10 protein-coding genes and 1 pseudogene are annotated in these 21,486 nt (G+C 64.2%); 6 read left to right on the top strand and 5 right to left on the bottom strand.

All coding sequences use genetic code 11. From position 1 onward, the window contains the following. Positions 1-240 precede the first annotated feature (240 nt). From ACCQ00_RS12665 to ACCQ00_RS12640, 6 genes are all read left to right on the top strand, one after another. Positions 241-5,250, top strand: a complete 5,010-nt coding sequence (locus tag ACCQ00_RS12665; RefSeq protein WP_039573422.1) for an NAD-glutamate dehydrogenase — start codon at positions 241-243, stop codon at positions 5,248-5,250. 501 nt (positions 5,251-5,751) lie between these two features. Continuing rightward, positions 5,752-6,051: a hypothetical protein gene (locus ACCQ00_RS12660; RefSeq protein ID WP_039573447.1), complete on the top strand. Its 300-nt coding sequence runs from the start codon at positions 5,752-5,754 to the stop codon at positions 6,049-6,051. Positions 6,052-6,286: 235 nt separating this feature from the next. After that, positions 6,287-6,688, top strand: a complete 402-nt coding sequence (locus tag ACCQ00_RS12655) for a hypothetical protein (protein ID WP_039573420.1) — start codon at positions 6,287-6,289, stop codon at positions 6,686-6,688. Positions 6,689-6,938: 250 nt separating this feature from the next. Continuing rightward, entirely contained in the window at positions 6,939-7,568 is a 630-nt protein-coding gene (locus tag ACCQ00_RS12650) for an imm11 family protein (protein ID WP_039573444.1), read from the top strand. 322 nt (positions 7,569-7,890) lie between these two features. After that, positions 7,891-11,595, top strand: coding sequence for a hypothetical protein (locus ACCQ00_RS12645; RefSeq protein WP_099770614.1), 3,705 nt, complete (start codon positions 7,891-7,893; stop codon positions 11,593-11,595). Positions 11,596-11,635: 40 nt separating this feature from the next. Continuing rightward, positions 11,636-12,259, top strand: coding sequence for a hypothetical protein (locus ACCQ00_RS12640; RefSeq protein ID WP_039568991.1), 624 nt, complete (start codon positions 11,636-11,638; stop codon positions 12,257-12,259). A gap of 364 nt (positions 12,260-12,623) precedes the next feature. On the opposite strand, the pseudogene ACCQ00_RS12635 reads toward ACCQ00_RS12640, so the two are convergent. From ACCQ00_RS12635 to ACCQ00_RS12615, 5 genes and pseudogenes are all read right to left on the bottom strand, one after another. Beyond that, positions 12,624-12,713, bottom strand: a pseudogene (locus ACCQ00_RS12635) (methyl-accepting chemotaxis protein); the annotation flags it as partial. Between the two features lie 13 nt (positions 12,714-12,726). Continuing rightward, on the bottom strand, positions 12,727-14,154 hold the full coding sequence (locus tag ACCQ00_RS12630) for a DHA2 family efflux MFS transporter permease subunit (RefSeq protein ID WP_039568987.1): 1,428 nt from the start codon (positions 14,152-14,154) through the stop codon (positions 12,727-12,729). Between the two features lie 714 nt (positions 14,155-14,868). Next, positions 14,869-15,861, bottom strand: a complete 993-nt coding sequence (locus ACCQ00_RS12625; protein ID WP_039568986.1) for an HD-GYP domain-containing protein — start codon at positions 15,859-15,861, stop codon at positions 14,869-14,871. Between the two features lie 33 nt (positions 15,862-15,894). Further along, positions 15,895-19,989, bottom strand: coding sequence for a CHASE domain-containing hybrid sensor histidine kinase/response regulator (locus ACCQ00_RS12620; RefSeq protein ID WP_039568984.1), 4,095 nt, complete (start codon positions 19,987-19,989; stop codon positions 15,895-15,897). A gap of 142 nt (positions 19,990-20,131) precedes the next feature. Next, positions 20,132-21,436 (bottom strand): DUF445 domain-containing protein, encoded by a 1,305-nt coding sequence (locus ACCQ00_RS12615; RefSeq protein WP_039568983.1) that lies wholly within the window; start codon positions 21,434-21,436, stop codon positions 20,132-20,134. Positions 21,437-21,486 lie beyond the last annotated feature (50 nt).

Raw genomic sequence — 21,486 nt, 5'->3', positions numbered from 1 at the left:
AGCCTTGACGGTCGCGGCGTTGTCTGCGCAACGCCTTGTGTGCCAAGCATTCGCCAGGACTTTGCCGGTTGTGGCGGTCCGGCCCCGCCTCCCGCCACTGCGTCCTCGTCCTACATTGATGTAGCGCTTTTGCATGCCGCCAGGAGCCATCGCAGCCGGCACATTTGCGCTATGCAGCAAGGCGTCGTCACCGCGCCCCGGTACAATTCAGGTTTTCCACCGAGCATTCCAGCTCTACTCATGACAGCCAAGAAAGCCGCTTCGAAATCGTCCACGACGTCGGTCAAACCGGTCGCCGAACGTGCCGTCCCCGTGCTTGCCACCGAACCGCAGGCGGTTACCCTCGAGCCGGTGTTTGCCGCGTTGCGCAAGCGCTACCCGGCCGCCCGTCAGGCCGAAGTCCAGGCGTTCGCCGCCGACTTCTACCGGCGCATGGAGGAAGACGAATTCCCGAACCATCCGCCGGAGCAGTGGGCGGCGCTGGCATCGGACATGCTGGAGTTCGCGCGCGCGCGCAAGGCCGGCACGGTCAACGTACGGGTGTTCAACCCGACCTTGAAGAGCCACGGTTACGAGTCGCCGCATACCCTGCTGCAGATCGTCAACGACGACATGCCGTTCCTGGTGGATTCGGTCAGCATGACCCTGGCCGACCTGGGCATCGGCGTGCACGTGCTGGGCCACCCGGTGCTGCGCATCGCGCGCGACAAGTCCGGCAAGCTCACCGCAGTGGGCGAGGGCAAGAGCGAATCGCTGATGGTTCTGGAGATCGACCGCCAGCCGCCGGAAGAAATGCCCAAGCTGGAAGCGGCAGTGCGCAAGGTGCTGGCCGAGGTGCGCGCCATCGTGCAGGACTGGTCGGCGATGCGCGAGCGCATGGTCATGCTGGCCGACGATCTGGCGACGCGTCGTTTGCCGATCGACGACATCAACCGGCACGAGGCGCAGGAGTTCCTGCGCTGGGCCGCGGCCGACCACTTCACCTTCTTCGGCTACCGCGAGTATCGGGTGGAGAAGCAGGATGGCCAGGACGTGCTGGCGCCGCTGGAAGAGACCGGCCTGGGCCTGCTGCGCGGGCGCGACACCTCGCCGGCGCGTCCGGTCACCACGCTGGCCGCGCATGGGCTGAATGCCTCGTCCAAGCTCAAGGATGCGTTGATCCTGACCAAGACCAATGCCCGTTCGCGCGTGCACCGGGTCGGTTACATGGATTACATCGGCATCCTGGAATTCGACGCCAAGGGCCGCATCGTCGGCGAGCAGCGCTTCCTGGGACTGTTCACTTCCAGCGCCTACAACCGCCGGCCGTGGGAAATTCCGCTGGTGCGTCAGCGCCACGAATACGTGATGAGCAAGTCGGGGCTGACCCCGAGCAGCCATAGCGGCAAGGCCTTGCGCCACATCCTGGAAACGCTGCCACGCGAGGAGCTGTTCCAGTCCAACGAAGAAGAGCTGTACCGCACCGCGATGGGCATACTCGGCTTGCAGGAGCGCGTGCGTAGCCGCCTGTTCCTGCGTCGCGACAAGTACGGGCGTTTCATCTCGGCGCTGGTGTACATCCCGCGCGAACGCTTCAACACCGATGTGCGCCTGCGCATCGAAGCCTTGTTGAAGGACGCGTTGCACGGCGAATACATCGACTCCAGCGTGGTGCTGGGCGAATCGCCACTGGCGCAGCTGCACCTGATCGTGCGTCCCAAGAGCGGCGAGGCGCTGGAGTTCAACACCACCGAACTCGAATCGCGTCTGGCGCACCTGCTGCGCAACTGGCGCGATGCCCTGCGCGAAGCATTGGTCGCGCGGCATGGCGAGGCCAATGGCCTGCGCATGGCGGCCAATTTCGGTCGTGCACTGCCGGCCGGCTATATCGAAGATTCCTCGATCGAATCGGCGGTCTCCGACGTCGAGCACCTCGCCTCGCTGGATGGCCCGGACGATCTGCATCTGAGCCTGCAGGAAATCCGTCGCGAGGATGGCATGCGTCTGGATGCTGGCGAAGGCCTGCGCCTGAAGCTGTACCGCCAGCTCGACGACATTCCGCTGTCCGATGCGATGCCGATGATGGAAAACATGGGCCTGCGGGTGATTTCCGAGCGGCCGTATCGGCTGCAGGTCGGCGACACGCCGGTCTACATCCAGGATTTCGAGGTCGAATCGACCTCCGGCAAGATCAATGCCGCACACGCCGATGCCAGCTTCGGCGAAGCGTTCGAGCGCATCTGGAACGGCGATGCCGAAAACGACGGCTTCAATCGCCTGATCCTGGCGGCCGGCCTGCATTGGCGCCAGGTGGCATTGCTGCGCGGCTACTGCAAGTACCTGCTGCAGACGGCAGTGCCGTTCTCGCAAGCCTACGTCGAAGCCACCTTTACCCGCTATCCGCTGCTGGCGCGCTTGCTGGTGGAACTGTTCGAAGCGCGCTTCGATCCGTCCACCGGTAGCGAAACCAAGGCACAGATCTTCGCCGGCCAGGAGCGCCTGCGCGAAGAGCTGTCTGCGCTGGCAGGCGGCGACGAGGCCACGCTCAAGGCGCTGGACGCCGTGTTGGAAGCGCGCGGTGGCGATCGCGACGCGCAGCAGGACGCCACCCGCGCCACCTTGCTGAAGTTGATGGATCGCGTTTCCAGCCTGGACGAAGACCGCATCCTGCGCAGCTTCATCGATGTGATCGATGCAACCTTGCGCACCAACTATTACCAGACCGACAAGAACGGCAAGCACCCCCACTGCATCAGCTTCAAGCTGGATTCGTCGCGCGTGCCGGACCTGCCCAAACCGCGTCCATATCGCGAAATTTTCGTCTACGGCCCGCGCGTGGAAGGCGTGCACCTGCGCTTTGGCGCAGTGGCGCGTGGCGGCCTTCGCTGGTCTGACCGGCGCGAGGATTTCCGCACCGAGGTGCTGGGCCTGGTCAAGGCGCAGATGGTCAAGAACACCGTGATCGTGCCGGTCGGCGCCAAGGGCGGGTTCTACGTCAAGCGCTCGCCGGTCGGCGGCGATCGCGACGCGATCCAGGCAGAAGGCATCGCCTGCTACAAGCTGTTCATCCAGGGCCTGCTCGACATCACCGACAACATCGTCGGTGGCAAGATCGTGCCGCCGCCGCAAGTGGTGCGCCACGACCAGGACGACCCGTACCTGGTGGTTGCGGCCGACAAGGGCACCGCCACGTTCTCCGATATCGCCAATGGCCTGGCGCTGGATCACGGCTTCTGGCTCGGCGATGCGTTCGCCTCCGGCGGTTCGGTCGGTTACGACCACAAGGGCATGGGCATCACTGCGCGCGGCGCGTGGGAATCGGTCAAGCGCCACTTCCGCGCGATGGGTCGCGATTGCCAGAGCCAGGACTTCAGCGTGGTCGGCATCGGCGACATGTCCGGCGACGTGTTCGGTAACGGCATGCTGCTCTCAAGGCACATCCGCCTGCTGGCCGCGTTCGACCACCGGCACATCTTCCTGGATCCGAACCCGGATGCAGCGCTGTCCTTCGGCGAGCGCGACCGCCTGTTCAAGCTGCCGCGTTCCAGCTGGGCCGACTACGACGCCAAGCTGATCAGCGCCGGTGGCGGCATCTATCCGCGTACGCTCAAATCCATCGACATCAGTGCACCGGTGCGTGAAGCGCTGGGCCTGGGCGCCAGCGTCAAGCAGCTGTCGCCGAACGAACTGATGAACGCCATCCTCAAGGCCCCGGTGGACCTGTTCTGGAACGGCGGCATCGGCACCTACGTCAAGGCGGCCAGCGAGTCGCATGCCGATGTCGGCGACCGCGCCAATAACGGCTTGCGCGTCAATGGCGGCGAGTTGCGCTGCAAGGTGGTGGGCGAGGGCGGCAACCTGGGCCTGACCCAGCTGGGCCGCATCGAAGCGGCGCAGGCCGGCGTGCTGCTCAACACCGACTTCATCGACAACTCGGCCGGCGTGGACACCTCCGATCACGAGGTCAACATCAAGATCCTGCTCAACGACATGGTGCAGGCCAAGAAGCTGACCTATGACGCACGCAACAAGCTGCTGGCGTCGATGACCGACGAAGTGGCCGACCTGGTGCTGTGGGACAACTACCGGCAGAACCAGGCGATCAGCCTGATGGAACGCATGAGCGTCAAGCGGCTCGGCTCCAAGCAGCACTTCATCCGCACGCTGGAACTGCAGGGCCTGCTGGATCGGCAGATCGAGTTCCTGCCCTCCGATGCCGAGCTGTCGGCACGCAAGGCGCGCGGCCAGGGCCTGACCCGGCCGGAGCTGTCGGTGCTGTTGTCGTATTCCAAGCTGGTGGCGTTCCAGCAGCTGCTGGAATCTGACATTCCCGAAGACCCGTACCTGTCCAAGGAATTGCAGCGCTACTTCCCGCAGCCGTTGCAGAAGAAGTACGCCGATGCGATGGAGCGTCACCGCCTCAAGCGCGAGATCATCGCCACCGCGGTCACCAACACCACCATCAACCGCATGGGCGCCACCTTCCTGATGCGCATGCAGGAAGATACCGGTCGCAGCATCGGCGAGGTCGCCAAGGCCTATACCATCAGCCGCGAAACGCTGGATGCGCGCGCGCTGTGGACACAGATCGACGCGCTGGACGGCAAGGTGCCCGAATCGGTGCAGATCGACGCGCTGGAAGTGATCTGGCGTCTGCAACGCTCGTTCGTGCGCTGGTTGCTGCTGCGTCCGGGCCAGATGCCGGGCATCACCGCAGCGGTGGAGCGTTACCACGGCCCGTTCAACGACATCCGCGTGGCGTCGGGCGTGCTGTCGGATGCGCAGCGCCCGCAGTACGAAGCCAGCGTGCAGGAGTGGCAGGACAAGGGCCTCACCCCGGCATTGGCGCAGCAGTTGTCCGAGCTGCGTTATCTGGAGCCGGCCTTCGACATCATCGAAACCGCACGCACGCGCAAGCTCAAGCCGGTGGACGTTTCCAAGGTGCACTTCCGCCTGGGCGAAGCGCTGCGGCTGCCGTGGCTGTTCGAACAGATCGACGCGCTGGAGGTCAACGGCCGCTGGCATGCGGTGGCGCGTGGGGTGCTGCGCGACGAACTGGCCGCGCATCAGCGTGCATTGGTAGGCCAGGTGCTGACCATGCCCGGCAGTAGTGCCGAGTACAAGGTGGCCAACTGGATGGCACGCGACGATTCCAGCCTGCGCTTCACCCTGGCCATGCTCGCCGATGTGGCCGAGCAGAAGACCCTGGACTACCCGACCGTGTCGGTGGCAGTGCAGCGGTTGGGCCAACTGGCTGCGCACGGGGTGTAACGTCAGTGTCCGTGGTGGCGAGACGCTGTTTCGCCACCACGCCGACCGCAGCGCGCCGTGTTGCCACTGCTTCTACAAAAAAGCCGCCTCAGCGCGGCTTTTTTTGTATGCAACTGCGGCACTTGACACCCGTGGTTGCCGCAATGAAGACTCTCTGAGCCGCGATAAATCTTGCAGCCGGGTGTGGAAGCCCGAAATCCAAGGCGCACAAGCGCCCACGCTGTCGATGCAGGCGCTTTTTTTGTGCTTGCTGATTGATGGGCGGGGCGTGCTCGTCAGCTTTATGGCGGGCGGTGCGTGGGGGCCGAAAGGCCCGCCGGCCCTTGGACCGGTCTTCCAACCGCGCACCGTCCGCCACCCTGTTTGGAAGCGGGGTGACGGACTCCCTCATCCAAGGAGATCTTCATGCCGCGTACCAATCCCGCCCATTCGGCCACTACTGCAACCGCCTCGCAGCCGACCGCCCATACCGTGGCCGATCATGGTGATGAGCGTGAGGACGTGTTCTTCCGTCGCCTATCCGAGTCACGTGGTGCGGAAGCTACCAACGGCCTTCATTGGTCCGATCTGCCGATGCAATTTGGCCTGGCTCTCAAATGCGCGCATATCGATCACTGCTTGCTCGGGCTGCAGGGCGTGTTGGAGATGCTGCACGCCGGTGAGGCGGCCCGCGAGGCGGGTCAACCTGGCCTGGGTGGCGAGCTCACCGATCGCCTGCTGTACGCCTCGCGTGCGCTGGCTGAGTCGGGAAAAGAATCGCTCTATGCGTTGCAAGCGCGTCTTGCGGCTACGCCAAAGTGAAGTGAGCAGGCGTCCAGCAATCGTGTGTAGCCTGCGACGTAGGTAGCGAAGACTGGTGGATGCCGAAGAATATCGGCCAAAAACTGCATATCTCGCATCAGTTTTAATCCATCCTTGTCATCGCCGCGGCAAATGGGGCAAGGCCTGGTGGTGATAGTATCGCTTGCGTTAACCTTTCTGTCGTGACCTGGCGAATCTTTCAGCGTTGCGCCATAGCTAATGACTTGCAAAGTGGATGACGGATAGCTCGGGAGACGGAACCGTGTCACCAACGCAAGACCATGCCTTGTTTTCCCTGCAGCTCATCATCGACTGCGTGATACGCGATCAAAGCCGATTGCTGATTTATCTTGAAGGGCAGGGCGTATTCGCGATCGATACTCCGGACAACGGGCTTTACCTGCCCAATGATCAGGCCTTCGCGAAAGAGCTGGGGTGCGCCTGCTACTGCAATGATCCGCATCCGTCCTACGTGGAAGGCATGCTTGGGGAACTACGACGGATCGAAGTGTCGGCCGACGGGCAGACGGCCATGCAAGGCGACCCGCTGGCTTGCCGACGTGTGGCTGAAGCCGTTACACACCTGCAGGCGACGATCAAGGTGGCATTGATCAATGGCGATCTGATACTTGCTTAATGGGTCGGTATGAGTGCCCGGTGTAGCCGGACGTACGGCGCTGGGATTGGCAAGTAGCGAAGAGCGCGCAGAACCCGCCCAGCCCGAGCAACGGCATGCGCAGAATTAGCCCACAGTGCTGGAGGGAAGCCGGGTTGCCAAAACCGCAGGCGTCGCGGTGCGACGATTGCGCGTGTTGTAGGTAGTCCCGTTCGCTGATGCAAGCAAACAGTTTGCTACGCTTTATCGATACATCATCTTGGAGAAATACGTGTCTACTCAGAATAAACCGAGGAAAGGCGAGTTCTACATCCTCAGGTCCGACGTGCGAGGCGGTGGTCGCGGGCATGGCGTGGAGTTCGACAACGAAGATGCGGTACCGTTCCCGATTGCTGACAGTCTGCCCGGAGAGGATGCAGGCCTGGCTGCATTGAAGGGAACCCCGCGCTTGCGCTACGACAGCCGCATCGGCGATATGCCGGATGACCTTGATAGTGGATTCAAAGGTTACTGGCTAGTCTCCGAACCGCTAAAGCAGCTACTCGAAGCCGCGGACCCGGAAGGCTTTGCCTTTGCGCTATGCGACTTCCGATTGGAAGACGGTACGCCCGGGGCACCGCGCTATCTCTGCGAGGTAGTGCGGATTATCGACGCCATCGACGAGGAGGCATCCACCGTCAAGGTGCTGACCGGGTATCCAAATGGCAAGTACTACAGTGTTATGGGGGGCGCCGAGTTAGCATTCAGGAAAGACGTGGTCGGGTCCGCACATGTCTTCATGACACCATATACGGCAAATGCCTTTTGCGATCGGTTCTTGCGCGACACCTTGATTGCGCAGGGATTTGGCAAATCACCCAGGACGCGCGGCGTCTGGCTGACAGACACTTTCGGCTGCTGAGCGATGAACCTTTGACCGTTCGATGGAGTAAAAGCAGATGCCGTCCAGTAACGTCATCCTTCAAAGTCATCATGTCATTGAAAATACTACCTTTCGAAAGCATGATTTGCTCAAGAAGTTGGCCGAGCATGGCTTGATCGAAAAGGACGTATCGACCAATCGCCTGTATCTACCGGTAGATGGCACGCTGGCCGACGCGCTCGAAACATCCCCCCACCGAGGACGCACGCGCAGTTCCTACACGAAGGGAGTTGTGGATTATCTTGACGATCTCGGTAAATCGCCAGATGGTCGCGCCGCCATGCGCAATGACGCTGCGGCATTGAAGCGCGTCGCCGCCCAGGTCCACGACCTGCAGGACACCCTCAAAGTCGCCCTGATCAATGGCGATATGTTCGCAACCACTCCGGATCGCTTGACCAAGGCCGAGGCCAACGCACAAAACCGCAGCACGCTCTCCGAATATGAGCAATACCTCACCACCCATGCTGACCAGCTGAAGACGCTACGCTCGATGAGCGCTGTCGAATCGGAATGGTTCGCCATCACCCGTTCGGAGCAGGGCATCGCCAAGGTGATCGATGCCGCACGCACGACCGGCAAAAATCTGGTCGGCGTTCCAGGCGAGCCCGATGCCGTTGCCCGAGAAATCGCCGGCCGCGAGGAATTTCGCATGGCCATCGCGCATGCCGAAGATGCCGGCCGTGTGAGGTTATCCGAGTCCAATGCGGCGTTGGTCCAGCAGGTATTGGATGACATGCCAGCGAACATCGGCGGTGCTGCGCGCAGCATCGGCCAAAGCGCAGGCGCCGTATCGCATCCGTCGTACACACCGCTCTCGCAACGCGGCTTCACCACCGCCGAGCTGTTGGCAGGCGACTTATCCGCAGGCCAGGCGCTACGCACCGCCGGCCTGCTCGCCACCGCCGCCGACACGGTCATGACCGGCCGACGCGCCACCCAGCTTCTTGGCCAGGACAACCCGCTCGCTGCGCAATCGGAGCTTGCGCACTTTGCCGGCCGCAACGTCGGCGGCTGGGCCGGCGGTACCGCCACTGCCTACGCGCTGGGAAGCTCGGGCGCGGGTCCGATGGTGTTGGTCGCGGCCGATGCGTACTTCATGACCGCGGCCGGCGAGAAGGCCGCTGATCTGCTCGACAACCGCGCCATCTATACCCAGACCGATCGCGATGGCACGCAATGGTCGTTCAACGGCACCGCGTGGGCACGCGCCGGCAAGGCAGACACCACTGCCGATGGCGTGGACAATCCCACCGCAACGCCTATCGTCGCCAGCTATCAAAAGGCGTGTGAACTCAACTACCAAGCCACCAATGCTGCCGCCGCGCTTGCTCTCAAAGATGCGCCCACTCCACAGGATCCATATCGCCAACCGGCCAACGCCACCGACCGCCCCAGCCTGAGCCCTGCCGCCTGGAAGCGCGACCCGGCAGACGGGCAATGGCATCGCCTGGTGAAGACCGAGGTCTCCGGTGCCAACGATCGCGGCAGCTACGTGCAGGAAACCGCATTGCCGCCCCGCGCGGCCGAACTCGACGCGCAGGCGCAGGACACCATCGCCCGCAACATCGCCAACAGCCCCGGCGCCATCGCCGCGCGCTATGAACTCGCTTACCACCGGAGCGGTTGGGCGGCCGATGGCCTGCCGATGTCGCCGGCGGTCCAGCAGGCGCTGCCCGACCCGGATGCGCTGACCGCCTCGAACGGCCAGCGCTATTACCGCAACATCGAAGGCCAGTGGACCAGCAACGGCGCCCCACCAGATGGCAACCGCGTGCTGGAATTGGAGACCACGCGCGCGATGCTGCAACCGGCACTGGCCGAACAGGCGCAGGCCATTGCCGCCATCCGGCAGTCTCCGCAAGACATACAGGGCGAGCAGACGCTCTACCGCTATCGCATTGTCGGCACCGAGTTGCAGCCGCAATGGCGGGAAGCGATCGAGCTGGCGACGCAACGCACCCGCGAGTCAGAGGGACTTGCGGGCGACGGCGCGATGCAGTTGCAGCGTGGCCCTGGTGGCACCTTCGGCGCCGATAGCCCAATTGCGCATCTGCAGCGCGGCCCCGACGGTGTGGAGCGCATTGCAGCGATCACCAGCACCGAGGACATTCGTCAGGCGCTGCAGGAGGTGCGGGCACACCAGGAGACGGGCGTGCCAGTGCAACAGCTGGCCGCTGCGCCTCGCTCGTCGGACGGATCCGCAGATGCGGACACCTCGTCTTCTGCCCCCTCCAACCAGCATGCGCTCGACGTGCAGGCGCGGGCCCAGGCGGCCAGCGCTGCGCAGGAGCGTCAGGAACGGCAGCAGGAGAGCCAGCAAGTGCAGGAACAGCAGCTGGCGCAGGCACGCGCGCACACGCTGCAGGAGCAAATCGCGCACGAAGATCGGGCGCAGGACGCTCAGGCATTGCAGGCGCACGCATTGCAGGAGCTTCGCCAACAAGATTCGCAACAACTTGAGCAGCAACAACGTCAGGCGCAGGACGCGCAGCAACGCGAACACGTTCAGCGGCAGGCGCACGACACCGAGCAGCGCGAACAAGCGCAGCAGCAGGCCCAGCAGACGCAGCAGCGCGAGCAGGAAACACGCCAGGCGCAGGACGCCCAGCAGAGCCAGCAGGAACGCCTGCAAGCGCAGGATGTGCAACATGCCGAGCAACAGCCGCTGCATGCCCATGCTGCTCCACAACGCGAGCAGGAGCTGGCACAGGAAGCCGCCGCACGCGAACTGTCGTTGCTTCATGCGCAAGACACATCGCCGCGCCTGCCCGAGCAGCGGTCTACCCATGATGACGCCGCCCAACGGCCACAGGAGCAGCTGGCAGCGCCTGTGCAAGCACATGCTTCCGAGGTAGTGCAGCAGTGGCCACAAAGCCAACACGCGCAAGAAGAGCGTCCGCAGGAACTCCAGCAGACGGCGGCGATCACGCAGACAGCACCGGTAGATCAGCAGCAGGTAGCGGAGCTGCACCAAGACCAACGGTCGATGACGGCGCAAGCCCCGGATGCGCAGCAAGGTGCACCTGCGCAGCAGCTCGGGCAACCAGCGGACGCGCGCCTGGTCCAGGCGGCAACGGCGCCTTCCGCGCCATCGCTCGCCGCCCCGGTGGCGGCAGAACACCGCGACGATCAACAGGCGCGCACGCCACAGGCTCAAGTACCGGAAGCACCAGAACCCACTGCAGCGTTGCCAGTGTCCGCACACCTCGCCCAGGCGAAAGGGCCATCGCCGGAAATGCCGACCGCTGACCGTTCCGCCGACACACCCGAGGACACAGCCGATGCGCGCGAGCCGCTTTCTGCGTCCCTGGCAGATCAGCACGACCTTCCTGCCGCTGTGCCCGCCGATCCAAACTCCTGGGAGGAAATAGCGCGCTCCATGCGTGAGCTGCGTATCCAACTCGAACAGGAGCTCGAAACAGAAGACCGCGTCGCAGCAGCGCGGCAGGCGCGCGTGGACCGTGGTGAGCGGCCATTTACCGAGTTGGAATTGCGTGAAGGGTACGATCCGGATGGTCCCTCTGGGCTGAGGCCACCACGCGCTCAGCCTGCAGACACCGCGCCACACCCTCTTGCCGCTGGCGAGCAGGAAGATCGGGCGCAGCCCCAGCGTAAAACCATCACCGGCGACCCGGATGTGGACGAATTGCTGTACGCCATCGATTGCAAGAACGAACTGGCGATCGAACAGGCCTTGAAACGGGTCGCCAATAGCCCCTACAGCCAGGCGCTTGCCAAACAAGGGCATGAATTCCTGGATGCCCAGGCGATGCAGGAGGCGCAGGAACAGGCGAGTACGCGCCAGGCACTGAACATGTACGTCTCGACAGAGGTACAGACCAGCCGTGGCCCAGTGATGGTGATGACACTGCCACAGTTCGCCAACGGGCCGGCGATGCAGGGGCCGCAGGGCGGTCCGCCAGGTGGTGGCGGAGACGGCGGAGGCGGAGGCGGTGGTGGGGGCGGCGGTGGTGGAGGTGGAGGCGGCGGTGGGGGCGGATAGCCGGGACACGTGCAGCAAGTTGAATCATCGAGAGAACACTATGGATATGCAGAACACCTCCGCATTACCCGATGCCAGCAGGGCAGAACGCACACTCAAAGAATCGATACAGGCCATGGCGGTGATGATTGGGACGCTGCAGCGGCGCGAGCACGCATTGGAAGATCTCGTCCGGGAGCAGCTGCAGCTTCTGCAGAGCGCGGTCAACAGCGCCGATCAGAGCGTCACTCGCGTGGTGGAAAACGCGCTGCCCCGGCTAACGCAATTGAGCAATCAGGCGCTGACGCAGACGCTGGAACCGGCGGTCGAGCGATTCAACAAGAAGATGGCAACTGCGGAGCAGACGGTCCAGCAGGCGACCCAGCGTTACGCACACGCGCAGCACTCCCTGGAAACAACGACAACGCGACGCATGTGGATCGCATCGATTGCGCTGCTGGCGGCGGGTGTCATCAGTCTGGTCGTCGCAGGCTACGCGCTCTACAGCACGAAGGAGGCTGTGGCTGAAGCCGCCCAGCTCCGGGCGGAAATTGCTTTTCTCGATCGTGTTGCTCGTGCCAATCTCGTGCCGTGCGGCGAAGGCAGATTATGTGCGGAGCTGGAAAAGAAGGGGCCGCGCTACGGCAATCGCGGCCAGTACCAAGTGGTCGCTACGCGTCGATGACGCTGCGAGAATGCGCGATCGAGGAAATGGAGCCATCGACACGTCGTGCGAGATTATATCCAGCCCCGATGCCGAGCCAATTTCCGTATTAAGCCTCTCGCCACGTAATGGTTTCAAGTGTGCTGACGCAGATCAGGCTTGCCACTTAGGAGATTGGCGCAGCTTGGCGCCACTGCGACTGGATGTGATCATCTTGTTGTAGGCGTACGTCCGCGGTCTGCAGTCAGAGCGAGAGATTGGCTGCCGACGGCCTGCCGTGCTATCCGAGGCGCTTGGCCAGCCGCCGTTTCCATTCCTGCGGTGACCTGTTCGGCGCATCGAGCCATGTCAGCCCAGACGCAGCTGCCGGCCACTGGCTCAGAACGCCTGCCAGCCCCTCTTCCAAGGCAGCGTTCAACACAAGGATGGTGGTCTGGAAGGCGATGCCGTCGATGACGCTGATGATGTCGGCGATCAAAACTGACCCGTTACGCCCGGTGCCCGCTCATTTCCCGCCCGGCATCCTTGTCGAAACGCACATGCCACCAGGTGGCGCTGAGCGAGATCAGGCTGACCACGCAAAACGCCAGCGAGAAATCGCTCTGACGCGGCGTTGCATGGCCGCCGGCCAGCATCGCCAGGTTGAGGATCATCGCGCCGGCACACACGCCGACCGAGAGCATCAACTGCTGCAAGGTCGTATACAGGCTGCTGGCGCGGCTCATGCGCGCGGCCGGCACGTTCTCGTAGGCGATGGTGTTGTAGGCGGCGAATTGAAACGACATGAAGGCGCCGCAGCCCAGCAGCAGGCCGAACATCACTGCCGGTGGCCAGTCGGGGCGGAAGAATGCGCACACCATATAGCCCAGGCTGGCGAGGACGCCGTTGCCGATCAGGCTGTTGCGATAGCCAAAACGACGCAGCAATTGCGGGGTGATGCTGCGCATCAATAGGGCTCCGAGCGCAGTGGCCAGGATCAACCGGCCGCTATGCGCCGCGCTCATGCCAAAGCCGATCTGAAACAGCAACGGCAACAGAAACGGCTGCGCACCCTGGGTGATGCGCATCAGCGCGCCGCCGATCACCGACAACCGGAACGAGGCGATCCGCAACAAGCTCAGATCCAGCAGCGGAGCGGGGTGGTGGCGCGCGTGCCACAGATATCCCAACCCAGCGCTGCCGCCGATCGCCAGCAGCCAGCTGGCTTGGCCGATGCCGTTTTGCTGGCTGACCATTTCCAGGCCGAACAGCAGGCAGCCCAGTGCGGTGCCGCACAGCAGAAAGCCGCGCAGATCGAAACGCGCTGGCGCCGATTCGCTGGGAATCTCCGGAATGAAACGCCGCACCAGCAGGAAGCCGGCGATACCGATCGGCACGTTGATGTAGAAGATCCAGCGCCAATCCAGGTACGAGACGAAAAAGCCGCCCAACGGGGGGCCCAGCATCGGGCCGATGAAGGCCGGCACCAGCGTCCAGGCCATGGCCGACACCAGGTGGCGGCGCTCCACCGTGCGTAGCAGGATCAGCCTGCCCAGCGGGGCCATCATGGCGCCGCCTGCGCCCTGCAGCACGCGCGCGGCGACCATGGTGGGCAGGCTATCGGCCAGCGAACACAGGATCGAGCCACCGACGAACACCCAGATGGAGGCGCCGAACACGCGGCGCAGGCCGAAGCGGTCGGCGATGGCGCCGCTGGCCGGGATCAGCACCGCCAGCGCCAGCAGGTAGCTGGTCATCGCGATGCTCATGGCCGGTGCCGCCACGCCGAAATCGCGCGCCAGGGTCGGCAGCGCGGTGGCCAGCACGGTGGCATCCATCTGCTCCATGAAAATGGCGCACGCCAGGATCAGCGAGATGATGCGGTAATCGGGATAAGGCGGCGGCGTAGCGCCAGCCTCGGACACGCTGGAGGACATCGGACTCTCGGTTGCGGGGCCGCGCCGCCTGCGCCGCAGACGGCAGCAGGGTCGGCCCGCGTCGCACGGTGTTGTGCGGCGCAACATGGGCATTGTCTGCTGGTGAGGGGCGGGGTTCAAGCGCACCTGGGTAACAGTGCGTGCTTGTGGATGCAGAAGCGGCGGTTTGGTGGCGGGTGTTGGCGTGATGCAAAAGAACGCAGCTAATGCGGCTGGCGGTGACGTGAGCGCGCGATGGCGATGTGGGACGCGCGAAGCGATGCAGCGTGGGCTGGTGGTCCCCGAGCTGCCCGCACCCTCATCCGGCGCGACGCGCCACCTTCTCCCAGAGCGAGAAGAATCAAGATGCGGCACGCGGAGGGATCGCCGCTGGGAAAGCCCCTCTCCATACGCGGACAGGGATCGAGCCTGGAAAAGCCCCTCTCCCTGTAGGAGAGGGGTTGGGGTGAGGGTGCGGCGGAAGACAGCCAACCTGACGTGGTCGCCCCCGAGCGCCCGCACCCTCATCCGGCGCTACGCGCCACCTTCTCCCGAAGGGAGAAGGATCAAGATGCGGCACGCGGAGGGATCGCCGCTGGGAAAGCCCCTCTCCCTACGCGGGCAGGGGTCGCCCCTGGAAAAGCCCCTCTCCTGCGGGAGAGGGGTTGGGGTGAGGGTACGGCGGAAGACAGCCCAGCTGACATCGCCAATGGGCGGTTGCCTTAGCTGCCCGAATCAGCGCTCAGCCGCAGGTCTGTCCCAAGCGTCCTTGATCTGCAGAATCTGCGGCAACGCTTCGTGGAAGTGCTGCACCAAGCGCGGTTCCAGTTGTTTGCCCGCCATGCTGTCGAGCTTGCGCAGGGCGTCTTCCACCGTCCAGGGCGCTTTGTAGGCGCGTCGTCCGCAGAGCGCATCGAAGACGTCGGCCACCGCCACGATGCGTGCCGATTCGGGAATCGCCTCGCCTGACAAGCCTTGGGGATAGCCGCTGCCGTCCCAGCATTCGTGATGATGCAGCGCGATTTCCGCTGCCAGCTGAAACACCGGACCGCGGCCGTGGCGCAACAGATCATGGCCGGCTTGCGGGTGCTGACGCACCACCGAGCGTTCGTGCTCGTCCAGCGAATCGGGCTTTTGCAGGATGCTGCCGGGCACCGCGATCTTGCCGGCATCGTGCAACGGGGCGGCGTCCTGCAGGGTCTGCGCCTGTTGCGGCGACCAGCCCACCGCTTCGGCCAGGACACGCGCATACACTGCCATGCGCCAGATATGCGCGCCGGTGTCGGCGTCCTGGCCCTGGCCGGCGGTGCCGAGCAGATGGATCGCCTCGCGGTAGTGCTGGGCAAGACGTGCGTTTTCGGCCAGCTTCAACTGGGTACCGATGCGTGCCTTGAGCAGTGCAGGCGAGTAGGGCTTGCTGACGTAATCGGCCGCGCCCGCTTCCAGCCCGAGGCGTTCGTCGTGTTCGCTGTTGCGCGAGGTCACGAACAGGATGGGAATGGCGTTGCTGGATGGTTGCTGCTTGAGCGCGCGCGCCACCGCATAGCCGTCCATGTCCGGCAATTCGACGTCCAGCAGGATCAACTTGGGCGTGTGGCGTGTCACCGCATCCAGGGCTTCGGCGCCGGATTTGGCGAATACCAGCGCGAAGTCATCGCGCAGCAGCTGGCGCAGGGTGGCCAGGTTGCTGGACTCGTCGTCGACACACAGCAGGGGGCGGGACGGCATGGGGGATCCTTGCCAGATGCTCGGGGAGCGCGATTAGTGCGGGTGGGTGGTCTGCCACTCGCGCAGCGTGGTTTCGGCGCGGCGAAAGTCGAAATCTTCGACCGCGCGCTGCAAGGCTTCCTGCAGTGCGCGCGGTAGGCGTGGCGCGCAGATCAACAGCGCGTGGTCGATCCGGTCGGCATCGTCGCTGGCAAAGGCCGATGTCAGGATCTGCACGCTGTCTGCATCCAACGCAGCGCCATCCTCGTCGGCGGCAACGTCGCTGTCGCCATGCTGCAAAAATGCCCGGATCGCGTCGGCGGTGCGCTGCATGACGTCCTTCAACGCACTCAGCGATGCGGTGATGTCGTGTCCTTCCTCGATACGCGTTTCCAGGTCGCCGGCTGCACCGGCCAGGGCCGGCAGCGCGAGCGAGCCGGCCGCGCCACGCAGCTTGTGCGCCATCGCGCCGATGGCCGGCAGTTCGTTGCGTCGCAGATGCTCGGCGGCTACCTCGGCCGGGTCCGGGTTGTCGCGCAGCAGCTTGATCAGATAGCGCGCGTAGGGTTCGCGCTCGCGCCACAGGCTGCGCGCGCCGGCGGCGTCCAGCAGTTCCGGGTCGCTGTATTCCCATTCGGGACCGGCGTGCGCCTGCGCCTCGTGCGGAAGCGATGGAATGCGCCGCGTGCCCGGCTGCAAGAAATGACGAATGGCAGTGACCAGTTCTTCGACGTTGAATGGCTTGGCGATAAAGCCGTTCATGCCGGCTTCCAGCGCTTTTTCCTGCTGCGGGCGGAATGCGCCGGCAGTCAGTGCGATCACCGGCAGGCTGGCCAGCGCCGGGATCTGGCGCAACCGGCGCGTGGCCTCGTAACCGTCCACCACCGGCATCTGCACATCCATCAGCACCAGGTGGAACAGATTGGGCGCGCGTTTGAGCGTGCTCACCGCTTGCTCGCCATCGTGAGCGACGGTGACCATGGCACCTTCGCCCTCCAGAATGCGCTGGGCGACTTCGCAATTGATGTCGCTGTCGTCCACCAGCAGCAGGTGCGCGCCCTCCAGGCGTCGCGCAACGAATGTCGGCGTGGCAGGGCGGGCACCCGGGCGTTGCTCGAGCAGTTGTTCGACCAGCCGGTGCAGGGCCGCGCCGGTCACCGGCTTGGTCATCACCGCATCCAGATCCTGCTGCTCGGGATGCTGCTCCAGCAGGCGGCGCTCGTAGGCGGTGACCATTACGATGACCGGATGCGGACCGGGCGTGGCGCGTGCACGGATCTGGCGTGCGATGGCCACCCCGTCGATATCGGGCATGCGCCAGTCGAGCAGGAAAATATCGTAGGGCTCCGTAGCGTGTTCGATGGCCTGCAATGCGGCCTGTCCGCTGGCCACCGCATCCACGCGCCAGCCAAGTTCGGTGGCGATGCGCACCAGGTTGTTGAGCGCTGCATCGTGGTCGTCGGCGATCAGCACGCGCGGCATCGCTTCCGGCGGCAAGGCCGGCAATTCGCGCTGCGCCTGTGGTGGCGCGGATTTTTCCAGCGTCACCACGAAATAGAATTCGCTGCCGCGGCCGGGCACGCTTTCCACTTCCAGTTCGCCGCCCATCAGTTCGACCAGGCGTCGGCTGATGGTCAACCCCAGGCCGCTGCCGCCGTACCGTCGACTGGTGGACGTGTCGGCCTGCAGGAACGGCGAGAAGATCACGCTCTGCTTTTCCTTGGAAATACCGATGCCGGTATCGCGGACCGAAAACAGCAGCTTGAACTTGTTGGGGTCGCCGCTGGGGAAGCGGCGCACCGACAGCACTACTTCGCCCTGTTCGGTGAACTTGATCGCATTGCCGACCAGGTTGACCAACACCTGGTTGATGCGCAGCGCATCGCCCAGCAGCCAACGACTGTCGCGTGGCAGGGGTTCGACGATCATTTCCACCGGTTTGGCGCTGAGCGAGGAGCGCATCAGGTCGGCGATGTTATCGAACAGCTGGTTCAGATCGAACGGCGCGCATTCCAGGTCGATACGCCCGGCCTCGATCTTGGAAAAGTCGAGAATGTCGTTGATGATTTCCAGCAACGTGCGCGCGGAGCGATCGATCTTGGCGACCATGTCCTGCGCGGCGCCGGGCAGTTCGCTGCGCTGAAGCAGGTACAGCATGCCCAGGATGGCGTTCATGGGCGTGCGGATTTCGTGGCTCATGTTGGCCAGGAAATCGGACTTGGACTGGTTGGCGCTCTTGGCCGCATCCATTGCCAGGCGCAGCTGTTTTTCGTGCAGCTTTTGCTCGGTGAGATCCACCGCCACGCCGAGATAGCCGATCACCTGGTCGTGGTCGTCGCGCAGGGTGCTCAAGGTCAGCAGCACCGGCAGGCGGCGCCCGTCATGACTGACGTAGGTCCACTCGCTGGTGTCGCTGCGACCCAGGCTGGTGAGCGCGGCGATCGCTTCCAGCGTCTGCGCCACCGGCGTACCGGTCTGTTCGGCCAGCATCTGCGCGCGCTCCTGCAGTTCCTCTTGCTCGACGAACTGGCTGGCCTTGCGCCGCCCGATCACCTCTGCCGCGTTGTAGCCCAACAGCTTTTCGGCGGCCGGATTGAACAGCGTGACGAAGCCGCTGGAATCGGTGGCGATGATGGCGTAGCCGGCGTGCGCCAGGATCGCGCGTTGCAGCACCGAGAACTTCACCAACTCGCTGGTGCGTTCGGCGACCTGGTGTTCGAGCGATGCATTGAGGTCGATGATGCGTTGATGCGAGCGCACGCGGTCGGAGATGTCGCGGAAGAAATGCGAATGGCCGCTGAGCGTGCCTTCGCTTTCGATGATCGGCGCCTTGCTGGCCAGCACATGCACCTGATGCCCGTCGCGATGGCGCATGGTCTGCGCCGCCGATGCGTTGCCCGCCAGTGCCGCATCGGCAGGGTCGACCTCCGGCATCGCATACGGCTGCGGCGACAGCAGCATGGTCAGGTCCTGATCGATCGCCTCCTCGGCCGTGTAACCGAACATCGCCTCGGCGGCCGGGTTCCAGTGCGTGATACGTCCATCCGGGGTTTCGGCGACGATGGCTTCGCTGGAATGGCTGACCAGCGCGGCCAGCTCCATCTGCTTGCGCAGCACTTCCTCGCGGCGCAGCCCGTTGCTGAAATACAGCACCAGCAGGGCGGCAAATAGGACCGCGGCACCCATCACCAGCCCGCCGATCAACCAGGGCGAACTCTGGTTGAGCGATGCGACGAAGCCGGCGGTGGGGTGGGCGGTGATGACCCAGGTGCGGCCGTAGATCGGCAACAGCCGCACCACCGGAGGACGCAGCGCGCTGTCGCTGGCGGGCGTGCCGCTGCGGTAGAAATTGTGGGTGGGCTCGTTGCGGTCGGACAGGTCCAGCGCCACGTCGTCGCGCTCGCCCAATGCGCTTCGCACCATCTGCTCGACGCTGAAAGGCGCATACACCCAGCCGCTGGTGGCGAGCATGCGTTGTTGCGGCGTCTGCAGCGGCATGCCCTCCCGATAGACCGCCAACAGCACCAGAAAGCCGCTTTCGTTGGGAACGCGGTAGCCGGACAGCGAGATCGGCGAGGTCATGACCGGCTCGCCGCTGCGTGCGGCTTGCAGGGCGGCGGCGCGCCGGCGCGGCTCGGAGGCGATATCGATGCCGAGCGGACGGTTGCCCGAGGATTCCGGCTCGAAGTACAGCACCATGTAACGCTCGCCATCCCACGGCGCCAACGGCCGGCGATGGATGTCCGGCGCACCATCGGCACGCGCGGCCTGCAGAAATGCGGCCTCGTCGGCAGGAGCGACCCGATGGATATAGCCGTACCCCAGCACCCCGGGAAACTCGCGTGAATAATCCCGCGAGCGGCTGTACAAGGTGAAGCGTTCTCGACTGATGATGCCGCTGCCTGCGCCGATCACCGCACCGCGTGCGCCGCGCAAGCCATGCTCGAAGGTGGACATGCGCTCGCTGATGTTGCGCGCCAGCGTACGCACGACGTAGTCGAACCGTTGCTGGCGCTCGAGCTCGTTATGGCGTTGCAGCCACACGCCGGTGACGATCGCGGCAACCAGGCCGGCGCTCAGGATCAGCAGTGCACCGAAGAATGCGCGACGCCCGTATGTCCTGCGCAAATCCCAGCGGCCCTTCGGCATGTTCGTTCCTTCGCCTTGCCTGTTACGTGCCCAGAGTGCTGGCCGACCTGCGTCGACCTCGTGGAACCGCCCGACATCCGACGGCTGTGTACAGTCCCCTAAGCCTGCACGTCGGCGCGGATAGGCGATCGACGTTTCCGCATCAAAACGACAGCCAGATCGACAACGCGTGAAGAATCAGTCCGATCAGTCCACCGACCAAGGTTCCATTGAACCGAATGTATTGCAGATCGCGTCCCACCCCCAATTCCAATTGTTCGACGAGGTGACGTTCGTCCCAACTTTTCATCGTCGATGCAATATGGTCGGTGACCGATGTGCGCAAGCGCGCCGTAAGTTTGTCGGCAGCCTGCAACATATGTTGATTGAGCGCCTCACGCAGCGAGGGATCCTGCGACAAGGCCCGGCCGAGCGATTGCATGGAACGCTCCACGTGCGCGGCCATCGACGATTGCTCGCGCGCCAGATCATTGCGCAGTGCGTCGCGAATTTCGCCCCATAACCCTTGCACATAGTCCTGCAGTGCCGGATGTTCGATGGCGCGTTGCTTGAGTTCTTCCACGCGCACGGCCATTTCCGGTTCGTCGCGCAAGCGCGTGATGTAGCCCTGCAGCCACGCTTCGTAGTCGAGCCTGATTGGGTGCTCGGGTGTTTTGAGGATGTCCTGCAGTTCTTCGATCGCCGCACGCGCCATGCGGTCGGCCAGGCTGTCGCCGATCTCACCGATCGGCTTGACCCAATTCACGGTGCCGACCAGCTTGGGCCATTCGCGGCGCGCGTAACGCACGATCAATGCAGACGCGCGCGTCTTGACCTGCTCCTGGTCCAGCCATTCGCCCAGCCGCAGCAACACTTCATCCAGCAGTTTTTGGTGGCGGCCGTCGGTGGTGAGCAGGGCCATGACATCGCCGATGGTGGCGGCGGCGTTCCATTTGCGCAGGCGGTCGACCACGAAGCCTTGAATCGCGCGGCGGACGGCCGCCTCGTCGAGCAGTTCCAGCGCCTGCAGCATCCAGCCGCGCGTCATCTGCGCCAGCATGCGTGCCTGCTCTGGTTTGGCCAGCCAATCGCCCAACCGGCTGGCGGGATCGAATACCCGCAGTTTTTCCATCAACGCATCCGGGGCGAGGAACTGGTCGCGCACGAACACTGCCAGCCCATTGGCCAGCCGTTCCTTGCCACGCGGCAGGATGGCGGTGTGCGGAATCGGCAGGCCCATCGGGTGGCGGAAAAGCGCCACCACGGCGAACCAGTCGGCCAATGCGCCCACCGTGGCCGCTTCGCAGAAGGCCGACACCCAGGCCCAGATGCCGTGCTCGCCCATCAGGTGGCTGACGACGAAGCCGGCGAACATCGCCAGCAACAAGGCCACCGCCAACAGCTTCATGCGCTGCAACTGGGCACGACGAGGATCGATCGGACGGGGAGTGCTGGGACTTGGTTCCATCGGTGAAGTGTACCCAGTCGTTTGACCAGGGCATGTCCACGGCAGGTGCC

The organism is Xanthomonas sp. NCPPB 3761 (assembly GCF_041475705.2).
Lineage (GTDB): Bacteria > Pseudomonadota > Gammaproteobacteria > Xanthomonadales > Xanthomonadaceae > Xanthomonas > Xanthomonas phaseoli.
Note: the sequence above shows the minus strand (reverse complement) of the source record. Positions and strands in the feature narration are given on the sequence as shown.